Annotated in this window: 20 protein-coding genes; 11 read left to right on the top strand and 9 right to left on the bottom strand. The window is 69.8% G+C overall.

Annotated elements, in window-relative coordinates; genetic code table 11:
* Positions 1-164 precede the first annotated feature (164 nt).
* The 4 genes from AB0D53_RS32575 to AB0D53_RS32590 form a co-directional block, all read right to left on the bottom strand.
* Entirely contained in the window at positions 165-599 is a 435-nt protein-coding gene (locus AB0D53_RS32575; protein WP_362452771.1) for a cupin domain-containing protein, read from the bottom strand.
* Between the two features lie 313 nt (positions 600-912).
* Positions 913-1,659 (bottom strand): SDR family oxidoreductase, encoded by a 747-nt coding sequence (locus tag AB0D53_RS32580; protein WP_362452772.1) that lies wholly within the window; start codon positions 1,657-1,659, stop codon positions 913-915.
* A 325-nt stretch (positions 1,660-1,984) separates the two neighbouring features.
* Positions 1,985-2,458, bottom strand: coding sequence for a carboxymuconolactone decarboxylase family protein (locus tag AB0D53_RS32585; RefSeq protein ID WP_329816544.1), 474 nt, complete (start codon positions 2,456-2,458; stop codon positions 1,985-1,987).
* Positions 2,459-2,831: 373 nt separating this feature from the next.
* Positions 2,832-3,344, bottom strand: coding sequence for a hypothetical protein (locus tag AB0D53_RS32590; RefSeq protein WP_362452773.1), 513 nt, complete (start codon positions 3,342-3,344; stop codon positions 2,832-2,834).
* Positions 3,345-3,520: 176 nt separating this feature from the next.
* Between AB0D53_RS32590 and AB0D53_RS32595 the strand changes: the two genes are divergently transcribed.
* From AB0D53_RS32595 to lgt, 8 genes are all read left to right on the top strand, one after another.
* Positions 3,521-3,979 carry a universal stress protein gene (locus AB0D53_RS32595; protein WP_362452774.1) on the top strand — a complete coding sequence of 153 codons (459 nt, stop codon included), beginning with the start codon at positions 3,521-3,523 and terminating at the stop codon, positions 3,977-3,979.
* 243 nt (positions 3,980-4,222) lie between these two features.
* Positions 4,223-5,272: an NAD(P)-dependent alcohol dehydrogenase gene (locus tag AB0D53_RS32600; RefSeq protein WP_362452775.1), complete on the top strand. Its 1,050-nt coding sequence runs from the start codon at positions 4,223-4,225 to the stop codon at positions 5,270-5,272.
* Between the two features lie 46 nt (positions 5,273-5,318).
* A complete protein-coding gene (locus tag AB0D53_RS32605) occupies positions 5,319-7,148 on the top strand; it encodes a glycoside hydrolase family 15 protein (protein ID WP_362452776.1) in 1,830 nt (609 codons plus the stop codon).
* On the top strand, positions 7,145-8,566 hold the full coding sequence (locus AB0D53_RS32610) for a glucose-6-phosphate dehydrogenase (protein ID WP_362452777.1): 1,422 nt from the start codon (positions 7,145-7,147) through the stop codon (positions 8,564-8,566). Before AB0D53_RS32605 ends, AB0D53_RS32610 begins: the two co-directional genes overlap by 4 nt.
* Positions 8,563-9,099 carry a gluconokinase gene (locus AB0D53_RS32615; protein WP_362452778.1) on the top strand — a complete coding sequence of 179 codons (537 nt, stop codon included), beginning with the start codon at positions 8,563-8,565 and terminating at the stop codon, positions 9,097-9,099. The genes AB0D53_RS32610 and AB0D53_RS32615 overlap by 4 nt, the downstream gene beginning before the upstream one ends.
* A gap of 216 nt (positions 9,100-9,315) precedes the next feature.
* Positions 9,316-9,840 (top strand): TetR/AcrR family transcriptional regulator, encoded by a 525-nt coding sequence (locus AB0D53_RS32620; RefSeq protein ID WP_362452875.1) that lies wholly within the window; start codon positions 9,316-9,318, stop codon positions 9,838-9,840.
* Positions 9,837-10,490, top strand: a complete 654-nt coding sequence (locus AB0D53_RS32625; RefSeq protein ID WP_362452779.1) for a hypothetical protein — start codon at positions 9,837-9,839, stop codon at positions 10,488-10,490. The genes AB0D53_RS32620 and AB0D53_RS32625 overlap by 4 nt, the downstream gene beginning before the upstream one ends.
* 29 nt (positions 10,491-10,519) lie before the next feature.
* Positions 10,520-11,431 carry a prolipoprotein diacylglyceryl transferase gene (gene lgt, locus AB0D53_RS32630; RefSeq protein WP_362452780.1) on the top strand — a complete coding sequence of 304 codons (912 nt, stop codon included), beginning with the start codon at positions 10,520-10,522 and terminating at the stop codon, positions 11,429-11,431.
* A 35-nt stretch (positions 11,432-11,466) separates the two neighbouring features.
* Here the strand turns inward: lgt and AB0D53_RS32635 are convergent, their stop codons facing one another.
* Entirely contained in the window at positions 11,467-11,841 is a 375-nt protein-coding gene (locus tag AB0D53_RS32635) for a hypothetical protein (RefSeq protein WP_362452781.1), read from the bottom strand.
* Positions 11,842-11,942: 101 nt separating this feature from the next.
* Between AB0D53_RS32635 and sigJ the strand changes: the two genes are divergently transcribed.
* A complete protein-coding gene (gene sigJ / locus AB0D53_RS32640) occupies positions 11,943-12,860 on the top strand; it encodes an RNA polymerase sigma factor SigJ (protein ID WP_362452782.1) in 918 nt (305 codons plus the stop codon).
* Between the two features lie 81 nt (positions 12,861-12,941).
* On the opposite strand, the gene AB0D53_RS32645 is transcribed toward sigJ, so the two are convergent.
* Complete coding sequence (locus tag AB0D53_RS32645; RefSeq protein WP_362452783.1) at positions 12,942-13,895, bottom strand: LysR substrate-binding domain-containing protein; 954 nt, start codon at positions 13,893-13,895, stop codon at positions 12,942-12,944.
* Positions 13,896-14,102: 207 nt separating this feature from the next.
* On the opposite strand from AB0D53_RS32645, the gene AB0D53_RS32650 reads away from it, so the two are divergent.
* On the top strand, positions 14,103-14,987 hold the full coding sequence (locus AB0D53_RS32650) for an aldo/keto reductase (protein ID WP_362452785.1): 885 nt from the start codon (positions 14,103-14,105) through the stop codon (positions 14,985-14,987).
* A 487-nt stretch (positions 14,988-15,474) separates the two neighbouring features.
* On the opposite strand, the gene AB0D53_RS32655 is transcribed toward AB0D53_RS32650, so the two are convergent.
* From AB0D53_RS32655 to AB0D53_RS32665, 3 genes are all read right to left on the bottom strand, one after another.
* On the bottom strand, positions 15,475-15,912 hold the full coding sequence (locus AB0D53_RS32655) for a transposase family protein (RefSeq protein ID WP_362452786.1): 438 nt from the start codon (positions 15,910-15,912) through the stop codon (positions 15,475-15,477).
* Positions 15,913-16,146: 234 nt separating this feature from the next.
* On the bottom strand, positions 16,147-16,602 hold the full coding sequence (locus AB0D53_RS32660; RefSeq protein ID WP_362452787.1) for a hypothetical protein: 456 nt from the start codon (positions 16,600-16,602) through the stop codon (positions 16,147-16,149).
* 50 nt (positions 16,603-16,652) lie between these two features.
* Complete coding sequence (locus tag AB0D53_RS32665; protein ID WP_362452788.1) at positions 16,653-16,940, bottom strand: hypothetical protein; 288 nt, start codon at positions 16,938-16,940, stop codon at positions 16,653-16,655.
* Positions 16,941-17,218: 278 nt separating this feature from the next.
* On the opposite strand from AB0D53_RS32665, the gene AB0D53_RS32670 reads away from it, so the two are divergent.
* Positions 17,219-19,195, top strand: a complete 1,977-nt coding sequence (locus AB0D53_RS32670) for a hypothetical protein (RefSeq protein WP_362452789.1) — start codon at positions 17,219-17,221, stop codon at positions 19,193-19,195.
* The last annotated feature ends 63 nt before the right edge of the window (positions 19,196-19,258 follow it).

Here is a 19,258-nt window from a genome sequence, read left to right on the forward strand (position 1 = left end):
ACCTCGCCGTACCGCCTGTCGTGACGCCCGTCGCTCATCGACGGCGCGACCCGCCCGTCGTCATGCTCACCGGCTGCTCGGGAGGGAGACCGTCAATCCCCGTCACCATCTGCGCGGCAGGTGGGTTTCCGGGCTCTGCTCGATGCCTCGGCGGCCTGCTGCCGCTACTCGGCGCCGCAGCCGGGATCGGGGGCGTCCTGGGAGAAGGGGGCACCGTGCGGCAGAACGTAGAGGACCTCGAGAACGACGTCCGTGCTGCCACGGTTGCGACCGATGTGCACGTGGCCGATGCCCGGCGGTTCCTGGAGCGAGCTTCCCTCGGGGTACACGCCGTCCGAGACGCAGGTGGCAAGGAAGTGACTCAGGGTTCCCTGCCTGACGCGGCCGTACAGTGCGCCATCGTGGTAATGCCACCCCGTCCCCTGACCGGGCGGAATGGTGATCTCGCGCAGGACGTGGTCCCGATCGCCGACGGTGGTCCGGGCGATCGTCCTCCCCGTGACGCCGGGGCCGCCCGGAGTCGCCCGGGCCGTTCCGGAAAGGGAAAGGAGGGCGAGGAGCACGACACCGGCCGCTCCCGGGCGTGACAGGTTGCGCATGACGGTCCTTTCGGGAGAGCGTGGATGATTGCCCAGCGCGGTCGCGTGCCGGGTGCGTGAGCTGAGGAGCGCGGCGATCCTGTTCGGGCAGGACACCCCCATGGCCGTGCGGACACCTTCGCCCGACGCCGCTGTCCGCTACCTGAAGGGCGACGCGAGCGGCGAGCAAATGCCGCCGCTCGTCGCGTGTTGTCCGATCGGCGACGTCACGTCGGCGAAATCGGTGAGGCGCAGGGCGCGGTCGATGAGGTTGCGCAGTACGTCCTACTGACGGGCCGCGGTCCGAGGGTCCGCGTGGGCCACCCCGGGGAGCTCATGCCTGCCGGGCGAGCCAGTCACCGAAGCTGCTGCCGGTCGTCTGCGCGTCGGGGCCGGGTACGAGCGTGGTCTCCTCCAGCTCGGCGCCGAAGTACGGGGCGTGCGGATCCGTCACGACGGTGCGCGGATCGCTTCTCGCGAAGAGGTCCCTGCGGATGAGCTCGTCCAGCCGGAAGGTGTCCGGGCCCGCCACCTCCACCATCCCGTTGACGGGGGTGCCGACAGCCGTGCGGCCCACCGCGACGGCCACGGCGTCGGAGTGGATGGGCCGGATCTCGACCGGGGCCAGGCGCACGGTGTCGCCGTCGGTCGCCTCGGCCGCGATGCCCTTCATGAACTCGAAGAACTGCGTGGCCCGGACGATGGAGTACGGAATCCCGGATGCCTTGATCAGCTGCTCCTGTGCCTGCTTCGCACGGAAGTACCCGCTCTTCTGGAGGCGCTCGGTGCCGACCACCGACAGGGCGACGTGGTGGGTCACGCCGGCTTCGGCCTCCGCCCTGAGGAGATTGGTGGTCGAGGTGCGGAAGAACTCGATGACGGCATCGTCCGCGAACGAGGGGGAGTTGGACACGTCCACCACCACCTGGGCACCCTGGAGGACTTCGGCGAGGCCCTCACCGGTCAGCGTGTTGACGCCGGTGCTGGGCGCGGCCGGAACCGCCTGGTGGCCGTGCTCGTCGAGCTCGGCGACCAGCTTCGAGCCGATGAGCCCGGTGCCGCCGATGACTACGACCTTCATGATGTGAATCCTCTCGGGGAGACTCTTGGGATGCGTACGGCCTGAGGGCCGACGCCCTCAGGGCTACGGCGCTTCCGGGGGGACGAGTACGGCCGGCAGCCCCGTTGGCCTCCGCCCACAGCAGCTCCGCCTCTGGCCGGAAACGCGGTGCGAACGCCACGAGGTGCCTGCATGCGTACGTCCGACGACCAGGATCTTCGAGCCGTCGCGCACCCACCACCGGAGGAGCGGCAGGACCGTCGGTTCCACGGCCACGGGCCCGCTCCGCCCGCTGTGCCGCTGATGATCGTCGGCGGGTGGCACGTCCACCGTCGCGTCCGGCGACTCAGCCGAACTGGCCGGGCCGGTAGCTCCCGGCGGGCTGCTGAGTGATGACGTTGACGCGGTTGTAGGCGTTGATGACGGCGATGAGGCCGACCAGTGCGGCCAGTTGGTCCTCGTCGAAGTGCTTGGCGGCGTTGGCCCAGGCCTCGTCCGTGACCCCGCCGGCGGCGTCGGCGATCCGGCTGCCCTGCTCGGTCAGCTCCAGCGCGGCACGTTCGGCGTCGGTGAAGACCGTGGCCTCCCGCCAGGCCGCCACCAGGTTGAGGCGCTGAGCCGTCTCGCCCGCGTGGGTGGCGTCCTTGGTGTGCATGTCGGTGCAGAAGCCGCAGCCGTTGATCTGGCTTGCGCGGATCTTCACCAGTTCCTGTGTCGCGCGCGGCAGCGTCGAGTCCACGACCACCTTGTTGGCCGAGTTGATGTGCTTCATGACCTTGACCCCAAGGGCACTGCCGAAATAGTTGAGACGCGCGTCCATGGTGTGCTCTCCTCGCCGTCGTGCGGATTCACACCGTCGGCCGGGCCGTCCGGTGAACCATGACGGACAGGCGGTGTGACCTGCATCATATTGGGCTGGTATGTGTGCTTCCGTCATGGCGCGTTCGTGCCGCGTCCTGCCCCCGAGTCCACGGGAAGGCACGTGCTGCCGCGTAACCACGTGCCGTACCGGCCGGGAGCGACCGTGTCTGAACACACTGCGTCAGCCGGACCACGGAGGCGTTGGCGCCGTTGTGTTCCGGACCGGTACGAGGCCGGCACCAGGTCGCCCGGCGGGTCCGTGGCTGCTTGACGGCACATCGGCACATCACGAGGACGGCCAATGCGGGGAGAACGCGGGGGAGACGGTGCACTCAGCGGCGACGGCCCGGGTAGGCCGGGTCCTCGGTGATGCTCACCTTCTGGGGCGCGCTCCGAGGGAAGGCCCAGATCCGGCCGGAGGTGCTGACCGCGGTCACCGCGGTGTCGTCCAGCGTGACTGCGTGGAACGGATTGGACCAGCTGGAGATGGCGAGCCACTCCAGGGTGTGTTCGTCATCGTCCCGGGTCAGCGCGACCCAGCCGATGGATCCGTGATGGGCCGATTCCCCCGCCCAGGCACGGCTTCCCCCGTGGGTGTGCGTGGCGAGCGCGGAGTCGACCTCCACCCAGCTGTCCGTACTCCATTCGGTGGCGCGCAGGACCTCGGTCCAGTGCCAGCTCTCGGCCCGCGGATCGTCGAGCCGGTCGGGCGGCTGCAAACGCAGCAGATCCATCACGGTGAGAGAGCCGTCGGCGAAGACGATGCAGTCCCCGTCCGGCGCTTCCCGGTCACGCCATCGCCGGCGCACCTGCCGGGCCATGGCTGTCGTGGCCGCATCGTTCATGCGCGGCATTGTGTCACGGGGCATCGCGCGAGCCCCGTGACCGGTGGCCCGGCCCCCGTCTGGACCTCCCGGACTGCGCGGACGCGGCGGCTGGGCTGAGGCTGGAGGTTGGGGCCCGGTGGTGGCGGACCGCGGGCCCGTTTGGTCGTCCTCCGCCATCGAGCAGCGGAGGAACCATGGCTGACCAGCACAAGACGAGCGGCCGCATCGTGGTCGGGGTGGACGGATCGGAGTCGTCGAAGCAGGCCCTGCGCTGGGCCGTGCGTCAGGCGGAGCTGACCGGTGGTGTGGTGGAGGCGGTGACCGCCTGGGACTTTCCGCAGTTCCACGGCGCGCTCGGCTGGCTGCCGCCGTCGAGCAGCGACGAGGCGGCTCTGGAGGGCCGGGCACGCAGGGAACTCGCGGAGGCCATCGAGGAGACCGTGGGATCGCAGCCGCCGGTGGAGGTGCGTACGGAGGCCCGTTACGGAACCGCCGCCGGTGTGCTGCTGGAGGCGTCCCGCGGCGCGTCCATGCTGGTGGTCGGGAGCCGGGGCCTCGGGGGCTTCTCGGGACTGCTGCTGGGGTCGGTGGCCCAGCACTGCACCCAGCACGCTGCCTGTCCGGTCGTCGTGATCCGTGACGGTGACCAGTGAACCCGGGACGAGCGGCCGGCACGGCCGGGTGACATCCCCTCCGCGTCGGTCCGTCCGATTTGGTCCCTCCACGTCAGTCCGTCCGCGTCGGTCCGTCCGCGTCGGTCCGACCCTGTTTCCGGTTTTTGGCGGAGCCACATCTTTTCCTCACTGGAAAGCACCACTGCCGGAGTGGCTGGATCGCGATCCGGCATGGTGCCTGGGAACGTGAGGGCGAGACCGCCGAGAGGATGGACGGAACAGATGAAGACCTTTGTCATGAAGGAAATCGGGCGCGTGGGTTTCATGGACAAGCCCATTCCGCAGCCGGGTCCGGGTGACGCCGTCGTACGGACGACAAAGGCCCTCATCTGCACCTCCGACTCCCACACCGTCCAGGGCGGCATCGGCCCGCGGGAGAACCTGACACTGGGACATGAAGCGGTGGGCGTCGTGGACGCCGTGGGGAGCGAGGTGAAGGACTTCCGGCCCGGCGACCGTGTCCTGGTCGGCGCCATCACCCCGGACTGGGGCGACCTGGCCTCCCAGAACGGATTCCCCTCGCAGTCCGGCGGACCGCTCGGAGGGTTCAAGTTCGCGAATTCCAAGGACGGTGTATTCGCCGAGTACTTTCACGTGAACGACGCCGACGCCAACCTTGCGAAAATCCCCGACAGAATCTCCGACGCGGCGGCGGTCTACTGCGCCGACATGCTCTCCACCGGATTCATGGGAGCGGAGCACGGAAACATTCCGATGGGCGGGACCGTGGCCGTCCTCGCACAGGGACCGGTCGGCCTGATGGCGACAGCGGGGGCCAGACTCCGGGGCGCCGGCCTCGTCATCGGAGTCGAATCGGTCCCCAGCCGGCAGAAGCTCGCACGGACGTACGGCGCGGACGAGATCATCGACTTCTCGAAGGAGGACGTGGTCGAGCGCGTCCTCGAACTGACCCGGGGACAGGGGGTCGACACCGCGATCGAGGCCCTCGGCGCGGACGTGACCTTCCAGACCGCGGTCAGGATCACCAAGCCCGGAGGCACGATCTCCAACACCGGGTACTTCGGCGAGGGCGAATTCGTGCGCATCCCGCGCGTCGAGTGGGGCGTCGGCATGGCCGACAAGACCATCGCGACGGGACTCTGCCCCGGAGGGCGTCTGCGCATGGAGCGACTTCTGCGCGTGCTGGAGACACAGCGCATCGATCCGTCGCACCTGACGACCCACGAGTTCCCCTTCGACGAGATGGAACGAGCCTTCGAGGTCTCGGACAAGAAGCTCGAAGACGTCGTGAAGGTGTTGATCACCTTCTAGTTCCGGCCGACCACCGTTGTCCTCGACACTGGGGAAGCAAGGCGACATGCACGAGTCCGGTCAACCCTTCCGGCCGATCAGCAAGCGGGACGGCTATCCGCCACTGGAGGACCTGGGCCTCATCGGAGACGGCACGACCGCCGCGCTTGTCGGCCTGGACGGTTCCATCGGGTGGATGTGCCTGCCCCGGTTCGACGCCGAACCCCTGTTCTGCGGCCTGCTCGACCACGCCCGCGGCGGCCACTTCACCCTCGCGCCGGAAGGCCTGGTGGAGGCGCGACAGCACTATGAACCGGACACCGGCGTACTGACCACCGAACTGCGCAGCCCCACCGGCCTGGTACGCGTCACCGACGCGCTGGCCCTGCGCTCCGGCGCCGACCTCACCGATGACGCACCGGCAGACCGGTCCGAACTCGTCCGCTCGGCGGTGGTGGTGCACGGGAACGTCCGTCTGCGAGCGGAGCTGGAGCCCCGAGGCGGCGCGCGGACGCGGGCACTGTTCAGCGGACTGGAGGTGCGACCGTCCCGACAGCCGGGCCTGCGCCTCCATCTGCGGTCCAACCGCCCCCTGACCGGCCTGCACAACACCTATGACCTGCGGCAGGGCGACCGCCTGGATCTCGTGCTGTCCTGGGGCCGCTTCCACCGTCACCACCGCTTCGACACCGACACCATGCTGCGGGGAACCGCCGACGCGTGGCGCCGCTGGATGAAGAACTTCGAGTACGCGGGCCCCGAGGAAGCCCTGGTCAGGCGGGCCGCGATCACACTGAAACTGTGCGACGACTGGGCCAACGGCTCGCTGGTCGCAGCCCCCACCTCCTCCCTGCCCGCACCGATCGGCGGGATCCGCAACTGGGACTACCGCTACACCTGGATCCGCGACGCCGCCTTCGCCGTGTTCGCCCTGCGCCGCATCGGCTTCCGCGGCGAGGCCGATGCCTTCCTTGGCTGGGTCCTCGACGCCTTCGAGTACAGCCGGCGACCCCGGATCATGTACGACCTCCAGGGCAGCCCGGTGCCGGACGAGGTCGAGGACGGCGAGCTGGAGGGGTACCGGCGCTCCGCCCCGGTGCGCTGGGGCAACGGCGCGACCGACCAGCGCCAGCACGACGTCTACGGCGAGATCCTGGACTGCGCCGACCAGTGGCTGCTCTCCGGCGGTGAGATCCAGCCCGCGCTGTGGGCCGGCCTGGCCGAACTGGCCGACACCGCGGAACAGGCCTGGCGCCGGCCGGACCAGGGCATCTGGGAAGTACGCAGCGAGGCCCGGGTATTCACCTACTCTGCCGGGCTGTGCCAAGTGGCCCTGGACCGGGCCGCGCGGATCGGCGAGCGGCTGGGCCTGCCCCAAGGAGTCGCCCGCTGGCGCGCCTCGGCCGACCAACTGCGCCGGCTCGTCCTGGAACAGTCCTGGGACGAGGACGCGCAGACCCTCAGCGCGCACCTGGACGGCGGTGGCACCCTGGACGCGAGCCTGCTCGCGCTCCCGCTGCGCCAGGTGGTGCCGGTCGATCACCCGCGGATGGTGGCGACCACCAGAGCCATCGCCGAGCGCCTGTCAGCAGGCGACGGGCTGCTCTACCGCTACTCGCACGAGGAGACCTCCGACGGCCTGCCCGGCGACGAGGGCGCCTTCGTCCTGTGCAGTTTCTGGCTCGTCGACAACCTCGTCGGTCAGGGCCGGATCGAGGAGGCCGACGCACTGTATGCCTCGTTGTGTGCGCGGGCCGGCCCGCTGGGGCTGATGTCGGAACAGATCAATCCGTCCACAGGAGAGTTCATGGGCAATTTCCCCCAGGCGTTCAGCCACATCGGGATCATCGCCAGCGGGGTGAACCTCGCCCGAGCGAAGGCAGGCGTACAAGGATGATCAACCGGCTCGCCGTCTTCGGCGCGACAGGAGACCTCACCGCGCGCTTTCTGCTGCCTGCGCTGGCCGCCCTGCAGGCGGCGGGGCACCTCGGTGACCAGCTGCAGCTGACCGGCGCGAGCCGGGAGGACTGGGACACCGAGCGGTACCGGCAGTGGATCGCCGACCAGCTCGACCGCCACGGCGGGTCCAGTCCGTCCGGGGCCAGGGAGGCGATCGCGGCCTCGGCCCGCTATCTGCGTGCCGATGCCACCGACCCGGCCGACGTCGCCGCGGCCATCGCGGGCGACGGACCCGTCGCCGTCTACCTCGCACTTCCCCCGGCGATCTTCCCCCGCGTGGTCACCGCGCTGCACGAGGCAGGGTTGCCGAAGGGGAGCCGGATCGTGCTGGAGAAGCCGTTCGGCGAGGACCTGGCCGGTGCGCAGGAGCTGAACCGGCTGCTCGCCGAACTCGTGCCGGAGCAGGCCGTGTTCCGGGTCGATCACTTCCTGGCCATGACGACCGTGCAGAACGTACTCGGCAGCCGCCTGGCCAACCGCGTACTGGAGCCCATCTGGAACAGCACCCACATCGCCGAGGTGGAGATCGTCTGGGACGAGACCCTCGCGCTGGAAGGACGGGCCGGCTACTACGACCACGTCGGGGCGCTCAAGGACATGCTCCAGAACCACCTTCTGCAGCTGCTCTGCCTGGTGGCCATGGAACCGCCGATCACCCTCGGCGAGCGGGACCTGCGGGACCGGAAGGTCGACGTACTGCGGTCCGTGCGGTTCCTGACCGAGCACGACGTCGTGCACCGTACGCGCCGCGCGCGCTATCTGCCCGGCAGGATCGGTGACCGCGAGATTCCCGCCTACGCCGACGAGGAAGGCGTGGACCCGCGGCGCCGTACCGAGACCTTCGCCGAGGTGGAACTGGAACTGGACAGCTGGCGCTGGACCGGAACGACCTTCCGGCTCCGCAGCGGCAAGGCGCTCGAGGAGGACCGCAAGGAGGTCGCGGTGCGCTTCCGCCCCGTGCCGCATCTGCCTTTCGGCCACAGCGGAGAGGCCCTGCCCAACGTCCTCCGTTTCGCGCTCGAACCGGAAGGGCTGACCCTGGATCTGACAGCCCTCGGCACCCATGCCCATGAGCTCGTTCCGCTCTCGCTGACCGCGGAGATGGAACCCCAGGGACTGCCCGCCTACGGCCGGCTCCTGCTGGATGTCCTGACGGGGGACCCCGCCCTGTCGATTCGCGGCGACGAGGCCGAGGAGGCGTGGCGGGTCGTCGAGCCCGTGCTCTCCGCCTGGGAGAAGGACCTCGTTCCGCTGGAGGAGTACCCGGCCGGCTCGCAGGGCCCGCCCCCGCGCCGGTGGTCCGGGAACGGCCGCAAGCGGCGAGAAGAAGTGCTGGACGAGCAAGCGGCCACATGACGGCCTCCGGCACCGGGCACAGCTCCCCGTGCATCGTCGTCATGGGGGTCTCCGGCACCGGCAAGTCCACGGTGGCCCGACTTCTCGCAATGCGGCTGGACATCCCTTTCACGGAGGCGGACGACCTCCACCCGCCGGCCAACATCGCCAAGATGCTGGCCGGTGTCCCGCTCGACGACACGGACCGTCAGCCCTGGCTGGAGTCGATCGGACGCAGCCTGCGTGAACGCGAGGCGGCGGGTACCGGCTGCGTGACGGCCTGCTCCGCACTGAAGCGGCGCTACCGGGACACCCTGCGAGCGGCCTGTCCGGGCGTCTTCTTCCTGCATCTGACGGCCGACCGCGAGCTGCTGTCGGAGCGGATCGGCCACCGCACCGGCCATTTCATGCCGAAGGCACTGCTCGACTCGCAGCTCGCCGCGCTCGAACCGCTCGAACCGGACGAGCGGGGAGCCGGGCTGGACGCGCGGCCGACTGCCGAGCTGACCGCCGAGGCGGCCATGGAGCTGCTGGCGTGTCAGGAGGGGACTTGAGCGCTGCCACGGGCCGACGACCGGTGTATCCGGCAGCCTTGCGGGTCCGGCGCCTTTCACCCTTGACGGCTAACGCTGTTAGCCATAATGTGACGCCACACGGCTAACGCTGTTAGCCGTGTCAGCCGGTGACAAGGTGAGGGGGCCGCAGTGAACACCGTTCCAGCAGGCAGCGCCTCGGGACGGCCCGCCGTGGCCGACCGCGCGCAGCAGATCATGGCGGCCGCCCGGGAACTGCTCGACGCCGAAGGGCCGGACGCGTTGTCGATGCGGCGCATCGCCGAGCGCGTCGGCATCCGGGCGCCCTCCCTGTACAAGCACTTTCCTGACAAGGCCGCCGTCGAGGCCGGGCTCCAGGCGCAGGGGATGACCCGGTTGGCAGAGGACCTGGAGGCCGCCGAAGCCGGGATCGGCGCCGAACCGCCCCTGCTCGTGCTCGCCCGCGCCTACCGGCGGCACGCTCTCGCCGGCCCGCATCTCTACCGCATCACCCACACCCGGCCGCTCGCCCGCGCCGCGCTTCCCGCGGGACTCGAAGACCGCGCGGCGATGCCGCTGGCCCGTGCGGTGCACGGCGACATCGACATCGCGCGCTCGTTCTGGGCCTTCGCGCACGGCATGGTCGTACTCGAACTCGACGGCCGCTTCCCCACCGACGCGGATGTGGACGCCGCATGGCGCACCGGTTGCGAGGCGTTCGCCCAGGCGATCCGCAACGACCCCGGGGGAGAGTCCGCATGACCACGATCGGCGGGGAGCCGGCCACCGGTACCACCGCCCGCGCCGCCGGGTACGCACATGCCGCGGCATGGCTGCTCGGGCTCGCCGCCGGATGGGGAGCCGCACCCGAAGTCGGTGACACACCTGCCCGGATCGCCACCGCGTACGCCGACCGGCCGGTCCAGGCTGTCGTCCAGGCGCTGCTCGTTCACGGCGTCGCGGCGGCCGGCCTGGTGGTCGTCGGGTCCGGGCTGCTCGACCGGGCCCGTCGCACCGGCAACGCCGCGGCTCGCCCGGCCGGTCGGGCCGGGGTGGTCGCGGGGGCGCTCGCATTCCTGCAGCTCGTCCTGGAACTGATCGCGATACCTGGAGCTGATCCGGCGTCACCGGGCAGGACCGGCACGCTGTTCGAAGTGGTCCAGCGTGTGGACGGCGCCAAGATGCTGGCGCTGGCCGTGCTCGCCGCGGCTGCCTGCGCGGCCTCCCGGCACGGCGCACTGCTGCGGCGTCGGGAGCTCGTCACCGGCTGGGCCCTCGCCGCCACGATCACCGTGTCCGGCATCGGCTACCTGCTCCTGTCCACCGCCCTTGCCCCGGCGGCGTTCATTTCGCTGCCCCTGCTGCTGATCTGGATCGCCGCACTCGGCGCAGCTCTCAGACGCTGTCCCTGAGCCCGGAGTTCCGCTTCTACGGAGTGACCATGGATCTCGCCTACCTTCCCAGCCCTTCGACCGGCGTCCTTCACCTCGGCCCGGTTCCCTTGAGGGTGTACGCCCTCTGCATCATCCTGGGCGTGTTCGTGGCCATCCGGCTCGGCAACCGTCGCTGGGTCGCGCGGGGCGGGGACCAGGGCGTCATCGCGGACGTCACCATCTGGGCAGTGCCGTTCGGCCTCGTCGGTGGACGGCTCTACCACGTGATCACCAGCCCTGACGCGTACTTCGGCGAACACGGCGAGCCGATCCGAGCCCTGTACGTGTGGCAGGGCGGGCTCGGCATCTGGGGCGCCATCGCCCTGGGCGGGGTCGGCGCGTGGATCGGCTGCCGTCGTCGCGGCATCTCCTTCCCGGCCTACGCGGACGCGGTCGCCCCCGGGATAGCCCTGGCCCAGGCGATCGGCCGCTTGGGCAACTGGTTCAACCAGGAACTCTACGGCCGCCCCACCACGCTCCCCTGGGGCCTGGAGATCGACCGCGCGCACCGTACGTCCGGCATGCTCGACATCGCGACGTACCACCCCACCTTCCTCTACGAGTCCCTCTGGGACATCGGCGTCGCCGTACTGGTCCTCTGGGCGGCCCGCCGGTTCGCGCTCGGTCACGGCAGGACCTTCGCGCTGTACGTGGCCGCCTACACGGCCGGCCGGTTCTGGACCGAGTACCTGCGCATCGACGAGTCCCACACGTTCCTCGGCCTGCGCCTGAACAACTGGACCTCTGTCGTGGTCTTCCTCGGCGCCGTCGTCTGCCTCGTCGTATCGGCCCGGCGCCACCCGGGCACCGACGACATGTCGCGCCCGAAGGACGGCGGCGGTGACGAGACGGCCGGGCAGCAGCCGACGCCACACCCCCGGGCCGGCGACCGGACGATGTGCGAGAAGCGTTCCGGCTGATCCCGCAGGCCCGGTGCCTTGCCCCGTACCGGACCTCAGCGCCGGGCCAGTGCGAGCACGCTCAGACCGAACATCAGGACACCCAGGGGGAGATGGACCGACGGGACGTGCGCGATGCCGAGCACGACCTGGACCGAGGCGAGTACGAGGAATCCCGTCGCTTGCCAGACAGGCCGGGGAGAGCCGCCGCCCGGCTTCCACGCCAGCACCGCCGCGAGCACGTACAGCATCGACGCCGCGTACATCACACGGGCGCCGACACTGTGCAGAGTCTCTCCGTAGGACGCGGTCAGCAGCAGACCGGCGGAGACCGCCTGGAGGAAGATGGTCAGGGTCTGCAGGGCGATCGCGACCTGAAGGAACGAGGCGCCGCGCCGTGCACCCGCCGTCGCCGTCATCTGAGTGGTCATGTCACAGTCCCCTTTTCCGCCCTCGGGCAGTGGATCGATAAAGTCTCACCGGTCCGACGAAGCGGGCCTGCAAAAGGTAAGGCGAGGGGGCGGCCGGAAGCATGGGGACTGTCGGGACCAGCACGGACGGGATAGCCGGCGAGCGCCGCCAACTGATCAATGTCGCCTACCGGTTGCTCGGTTCGGTGGCCGAGGCCGAGGACGCCGTACAGGATGCCTACGCACGCTGGTACGGGCTGTCACGGAGCCGGCAGGAGGAGATACTGTCCCCGGGCGCCTGGCTGACGACCGTGACGGGCCGCATCTGCCTGGACCTGCTCGGTTCGGCGCGGGCACGCCGTGAACGCTACGTCGGCGCGTGGCTGCCCGAGCCGCTGCCCGACCGCACCGAGTGGGACCACGCGGGCGGCGCCTACCCCGCCGGCCCCGCGGACCCCGCGGACCAGATCGTCCTGGACGAGTCGGTGGCCATGGCCTTCCTCGTCGTCCTGGAGTCGATGACGCCCGCGGAGCGGGTGGCGTTCGTCCTGCACGACGTCTTCCGGTACCCGTTCGCCGAGGTCGCCGAGGTTCTCGGCCGGACGCCCGCCGCCTCCAAGCAACTGGCGTCCTCCGCCCGGCGGCGGGTGGGTGCCGCGCGGGCCCCGGTGCCGACGAGCGGCCGGACCGATGTGGTGCGGCGCGTCAAGGAAGCCTGGGAGACCAAGGACATCGCCGCCCTCGTCGGGCTCCTCGACCCGGCCGCCGTGATGACCGCCGACGGCGGCGGCATGGTCGGCACCGTCCTGCGCCCGGTCGAGGGCGGCGGGCGCATCGCCCAGTACATGGTCGCCATCGCCGACAAGGCCCCCGGGCTCGAACTGCTGGAGCGGTCGGTCAACGGTGTACCGGGCCTGGTGGCCCAGCGGGCCGGCGTCGTCATGACCGTGGCCTCGTTCGACGTCTCCGAAGGGCGTATCACCCGGATCTGGGTGGTCCGCAACCCGGAGAAGCTGCGGCCGTGGGGCCTTGCCGGATGACGACCGGATTCGCCGGTGCGGGGTACGACCGGACCGCGGACCGGGCGGGTGCGGGAGTACGGGGCGGCCGGAAGGGCCTTGTCACGGATCGGACCGACGGCGGTGGGGACTTCGGCGCCCCTCGTGCCGCTGTTCCGCCTGCTCGCGAAGGGCCTGGACGAGTGTTGTGACGTGGGGACGGTCCCTGCGGCCGATCGCGGCGACACCGATGTGCCGGACCGGTCCCGGCGGCCTGATCGGGACGGTACGCAGGCCGGCGATCTCCGGATCCAGCGCGATGGAAGGGACCAGCGAGATTCCCATGCCGGCGGCGACGAGTGAGCGGGCGAAGAAGTAGTCGCTGGTGGTGCCGCGCACTTCCGGGTCGAAGCCGGCGCGCTCGGCGTAGCGGCGCAGGTACGCCTCGGTCTTCAGACAGCCGAGCACCCAGGGTTCGGCCGCCAGTTCGGCGAGGTCGAGCGCGTCGCGGTCGGCGAGCCGATGCCCCTGCTCCAGGACGACGTGCAGGGGGTCCTCCAGGAGCGGGGTCCACTCCAGGCCGGAGCCGGAGCCGGAGCCGGGGCCCGGCCCGGCGGGGAGCGGGCCGTCGAAATGGTAGGCGAGCGCGAGGTCCACGGCGCCCCGGCGGACGAGCGGCAGGGTGTGCTCGGGTTCGCCCTCCCTGACGTGGAGCACGGTGCCGGGGTGGGCTGCCATGAGCCGGGTCAGGGCGCGGGGCAGCAGGAGCCTGCCGCCGCTGGTGAAGGTGGCGACGGTGAGCCGGGTACGCCCGGTGCTGAGCCGGTCGACCTGCTGTCTCGCGTGTTCGAGCTCGGCGGCGACGGATTCGGCGGCGCCGACCATGATCCGGCCGGCCGGGGTGAGGGTGACACCTCGGGTGCTGCGGGCGACGACCTGGGCACCGAGACTGCGTTCAAGGGCGGCCACGTGCTGGGAGACGGCCGAGGGGGTGAGGTGCAGGGCGGTGGCCGCCCGGTTGAAGCTGCCGTGTTTCGCCACTGCCCGCAGGATGCGGAGCCGCTGCACATCGATCAACAGTTTTCCTTAATGCGCTTCCAGCATGTCGGCACTTCTATTGATGACAGTAGGTGTCCAGGATCAGGGCATGCAAACAGCCGCTGCTGCCCCCGAAGCCCTCACCGCCGAGCCGTCACCCACCGTCTGAAGAACGTCGCTTACCCCCTGATGAACGTCACTCACTGGCCGAAGACCGTCACCCACTGCCCGAGGAATCAACCTGCCGTGCAGTACCGCACCATCGCAGACACCGCCGTCGGTGCTATCGGCCTGGGTGCCATGCCGCTGTCCATCGAGAACCGCCCGGACGAGGCGCGGGCCGTCGCCACCGTCCACGCCGCCCTCGACGCCGGCGTCACGTTCATCGACACAGCCGACAGCTACCACTGGCACGCCGGCGAAGTGGGCCACAACGAACTGCTGATTGCCCGCGCCCTGGCCCGGTACGGCGGCGACACCTCCGGCGTCCTGGTGGCCACCAAGGGCGGCCGCGGCCGCCCCGGCGACGGCAGTTGGACCGTCACCGCCACCCCGACACACCTCAAGCGGGCCGCCGAGGCCTCCGCCGAACGTCTGGGCGTCGAAGCGATCGGCCTGTACCAGCTGCACAAGCCGGACCCGGCCGTGCCCTGGGCGGAGTCCGTCGGCGCACTGCGCGAACTGCTCGACGCCGGCACGATCCGCGCCGCCGGAATCTCCAACGTGACCACAGCACAGATCCGTCAGGCGCATCAGATCCTCGGCGACGGACTCGTCTCCGTACAGAACCGGTACTCGCCCGCCATGCGCGACAGCGAGCCCGAGCTGCGGCTGAGCACCCGGCTGGGCCTGGCCTTCCTGCCCTGGAGCCCGCTGGGCGGCATCACCCGCAGTTCCCTCGACGGCCCCGCCGGTCCGACCTCCGCCGGTACCGCCTTTCACCGCATCGCGGCCGACCACGGCGTCAGTCCGCAACAGGTCGCCCTGGCGTGGCTGTTGGCCCGCTCCCCGGCAGTGATCCCGGTATCGGGGGCCAGCCGCCCGGCCTCCATCACCGACTCGGCCCGCGCCACGGAGCTCAAGCTGAGCCCGGCCGAGCTGACACGGCTGGAGAACGCTCTGCCGGCCTGAAGCGGCTCAAGGACGCCCTTCCGCGCCGAGGCGGGCCATGGGCCGGGCCAGGCCCGCCGACCGCTCCACGGTGTTCACCGTCTCCTGGGCAACCCGGCCGGTCAGGCGGGCCCCATCGGCCGGCCGCAACGCTTCATGGCACGGGTGGACAGGATCAGCCCGGTGGTCGCGAGTGCCGTGGCGGCGATGAGGCCGTGGAGCACGGAGGCATTGAGGAAGTGTCCGGCGAACAGGGCACGGGCGGCGTCGACGACGTACGTGACGGGGGTTGATCGCCGCAGTCATGACCGACGGGACGAGTACGCAGCCATGACCGACCGGCCGACCACGACCACGACTGCGACCGAGACCGCGGTGACGGGCTGGGGCATCGACGTCTGGCTCGACCCCGCCTGCCCGCTCACTCGCCACACCGTGCGATGGGTCGCGCGGATCGCCGAAGAGACGCCGCTTCGGGTGCGTCGGCACGTGATGAGCCTGTCGGTGCTCAACGAACACCGCGACGACGACCCCGACGGCGACCCGCACGGCTACCTGTGGATCCCCGCCCGTGTATGCGGTCGTGGCGGGCGGCGGTGTTGTCGTGGGTGCGGCCAGGCCGCGCGGCGGATATCCAGATCAGGCGACCGTTCTCGTCGGTCAGGGCGAGGAAGTGCAGGCCATGAGTTCGGTGCTTGCCGGAGCAGTTCCGTCGGTCGGCCTTGCCTGTACGGCGCTGGGTGCGGATGAGAGTGCCGTCGATCAGGACCACCTTCGCGCCCTGCTTGACGACCTTCTTCAGGACGCGGTCCAGGCGCGGGGCCTGGGCGGCGAGCAGTCCGATCAACTCGTCGCGCCAGCGGCGGACCGTGGACTCGGACACGTCGTTGCCGCTGGCCATGTCGGCCAAGCGCTGGTCGTGACGCAGGACGGCCAGGACGATCACCGCGATCTTCCCGGGCGGCAGGATCCGCCAGCGTGACCGTATCGTCTTCAGATGACGCCGTAGCAGGTCGGCCAGGTGGTTGACGGTGCGCGTGGACAGCGGCAGAAGGCACTGTTAGACAAGCTGGCAGGTGTCCTCGGCGCGCTCTTTGGTATTCGCCACACAATTCCAACGGCGGCCGGGGGCACCCTGGTTACGCGCGTGCTGAGCCGCTCCGAGTGGCGGTGCTGCTGGTCACAGGCGGGTGGTGAACCGGCCGTCTGGCAGCTTCCGCAGCCAGCCGCGGTCGACGAGTCTGGCCAGCTTGCCGCGTAGCGGTTCCAGCTTGGACTTCACGCTGACGTCCACCCCCACCACCTCGCCGACCTCACGGGCCATGACCGGTCCGGCGGCCTGCCGCACGGCGGCGATGATGCGCTGGTAGTCCGGCGGGAGCGAATCCTCCTCCGCGCCCGGTTCGCGGTGCGGGATCAGCACTACCGCCCGGCCACCCACTTGCCCGGGCACCGGACGGGCTGAGGAACGTTCCTCGGCGAGTTGCTCGGTCATCCGTTCAAGGACCCGTTCGGCGACACCGAGTTCGTCCCGTTCGGCCCGCACTTCCGCCAGCTGTTTGGCCAGCTGGTCTTCGAGTTCGTCCAGTTCCGCACGCCGCGCGGTGATCCGTTCCAGCAGTTCGGGATCCAGCATGCACCGGATCGTAGAGGGCCGACGATCCTCAGCGGGGAAGAACCGGACGCTCAGCTCCCTGCTTTTGCTGCCGAGCGCTTGTTCAAGAACTGCTTTGCTACTTCGACTGCTTCCCTGCTGAGTTCCTCGAAGAAGACTCCCCAGCTCTCCTCCCAGCCGTCCAGGTTGTGTGCGCAGTGGACCAGTGGCTCCAGCTCTTCGGAGTAGCCGAGGTCCTCGGCAATGTCTGCCCAGATGAGGTGGGTGCCGGCGGCGGCATCCAGGCCCTCACGGCGCAGGCGGCGTGAGGGGCAGATGCCGCACGCGGGGTGGTCGGGGTCGGTGACGAAGAGGTACATGGTCGCAGCTTTCCACAACTCCCCCGCAGGGTTCTTACGCGTGCACGTACAACCGTGGCGTGGATCACGTCCGTTAGCGGCGGATAAAGACGAACCGCCCAGGTTGGGCGTGTTGCTGATGGGTCGTCTACCTACGTAGGAAAGGGGGCGGCGCGACACACCAGCAATGTCCTGCCTCCGGGGTGCGGGGGTGGGGCCAGAAGGGACATGTCTTGTTTGGCACGTCCAAATCCAGAAGGAAAAACGTTCTTTCCCGGGTGGCTATAGGCACGGCGGCGATGCTGCTGTTCAGTGCCGGCGGGGTGGCCGAGGCCGCCGAGGCCCCGGCCGCGGCGGCGAAGCCCGACCCCAATGCGGCACCGCCCAAGGTGCACGGGCCGGAGAAGTCGACGCGGGCCGCCACGGCGGGCGCGCGTCCTGCCTCGGGCAAGACTCCCAAGGCTGCGCCGCTGTCGCGGAACGCGGCGCCTGGCGGGTTCCAGCGGGTGGCCTCGCAAAAGGTGCAGCTCACGAACACGGTGACCGACCCCGACGGGGATCAGGTCAACCTCACGTTCGAGGTGTGGACGGCGGATGCTGCCGGGAACCCGGTCACCAAGGTCAAGCTGAACGACTCCACGTATGGGGTCATCGTCTCCCCGTATGTGGCGTCGGGGGGCACGGCGAAGGTTGATGTTCCGGCGGGCAAGCTGGCGCTGAACACGAACTACGTGTTCCGCACCAACGCCTACGACGGCTCGCTGTACGAGACGGTGTGGTCTCCGTGGGCAAAGTTCCGTGTGGAGCTGCCCGTGGATCTCACCCTGCCGACACCGAACTATGCGAGCCCGAACCCGAACCACTTCGACGCGCAGCAGCCGCACTACTACCAGACGAAGCCTCTCGGCCAGCCGGGTACGCCGCTGTCGGCGCGGGCCACGGCCGCGGCGAAGGATGCGGTGGAGCAGTGCAGTGAGCCGGATGAGACCGGCCGTCAGGTGTGCTTCGGGAAGTCGACCCCCGCGCCCAAGGGCAAGGCGCCCCACGCGTCCGCGAAGGCGGGTGTGGCTGCGGCGACGGCCGGGGTGGAGTGGTGCAACACCGACTTTGAATCGATCCTCGCGACGCGGTTCATTGAGTGCGATGTGCGGTCGGTGCCGGTGATCATCAGCATGGACGGTGTGCCGCAGGCTGTGGCGAAGTTCATGTTCCTGCGGATGATCGAGCTTGACGGACAGAACACGTTCACCGAGCACCTGACGATCGAGCCCGCGCAGCAGATCCCGCCCGCGTTCCGTGAGATCAACTTTGTGGGCTGGAACCACCTGTGTGAGAATTTCTGTACTCCGCAGGAGCAGCCGGTGACGGCGTGGAAGGGTAAGCCGTGGTGGGTGCCGGGTGAGATGCACTCGGCGACGCTGACGACGCCGTACACGTGGGATACGTCGCTGGCCGGTACGGACTACCGCTTCAAGCCGGACATTCAGATCGACGCGAACATTCTCCCCGCCGATGGGAAGATCCGCCCGTTCAAGACCGGCTACCAGTGGTCGCTTGACTACGACGGCGGCACCGAGGATCTCGACCGTATCCGCTGCGACACCCCTGCCGCGGACGCTCCGGCCGGGTCCGTTCCGGGCTGCGTGTTTGTGAATGTCGCTCCGACGTACACGTTCAACGCGAAGGCGTTCCCGCAGGCCGCCGCGCACGCGTGGCTGATCCAGAAGGCCACGCCGAAGCACCCGGGTTCGATGACGGATCAAAAGCCCCTGTACTACATGGGCGACGAGGCGCAGAACAACCGTTCCCGTGGGCGGATCTGCCCCACCGGGTGGGCCGCGAACAACGGTGACGCCTCTGCCCTGGTCGACGCGGGCGACACCCTGAACTGTGACGAGTTCGCGTTTGCCTCGTCGTACAACAGCGGCGGCATGTCGTCCACCGAGGGCGGCATCAACCCGGCGATCCCGCCGGGGAAGACCACCCCCAGCGGGGATGCGTGCATTTCGATGTACGCGAAGAAGCACGGCAGCATGATCCACCTGTTCTCGCAGAACGGGGCTGACCCCACGTTCAACGAGGTGTGTGGCCGGGCGGCGATCTCGGGCATGCACAACCAGGAATCCATGGGCGGCCACTTCGCGAACTTCATGAAGCAGATGCGCATCAAGGACAAGGATGCGTACTGGCTGGATACGCGCATGGATGACGGCGGCACCTGCACGTACGGTGTCGGCGGCGGTCAGCCGGTGATCTGCCAGCTCGCTGCGCAGTAACACCCGGCACAACAGCGAGCGGCCCCCACCCGGGTTCTGGGTGGGGGCCGCTTCTGTGTGCGC

The sequence above is a fragment of the Streptomyces sp. NPDC048295 genome (assembly GCF_040652135.1).
Lineage (GTDB): Bacteria > Actinomycetota > Actinomycetes > Streptomycetales > Streptomycetaceae > Streptomyces.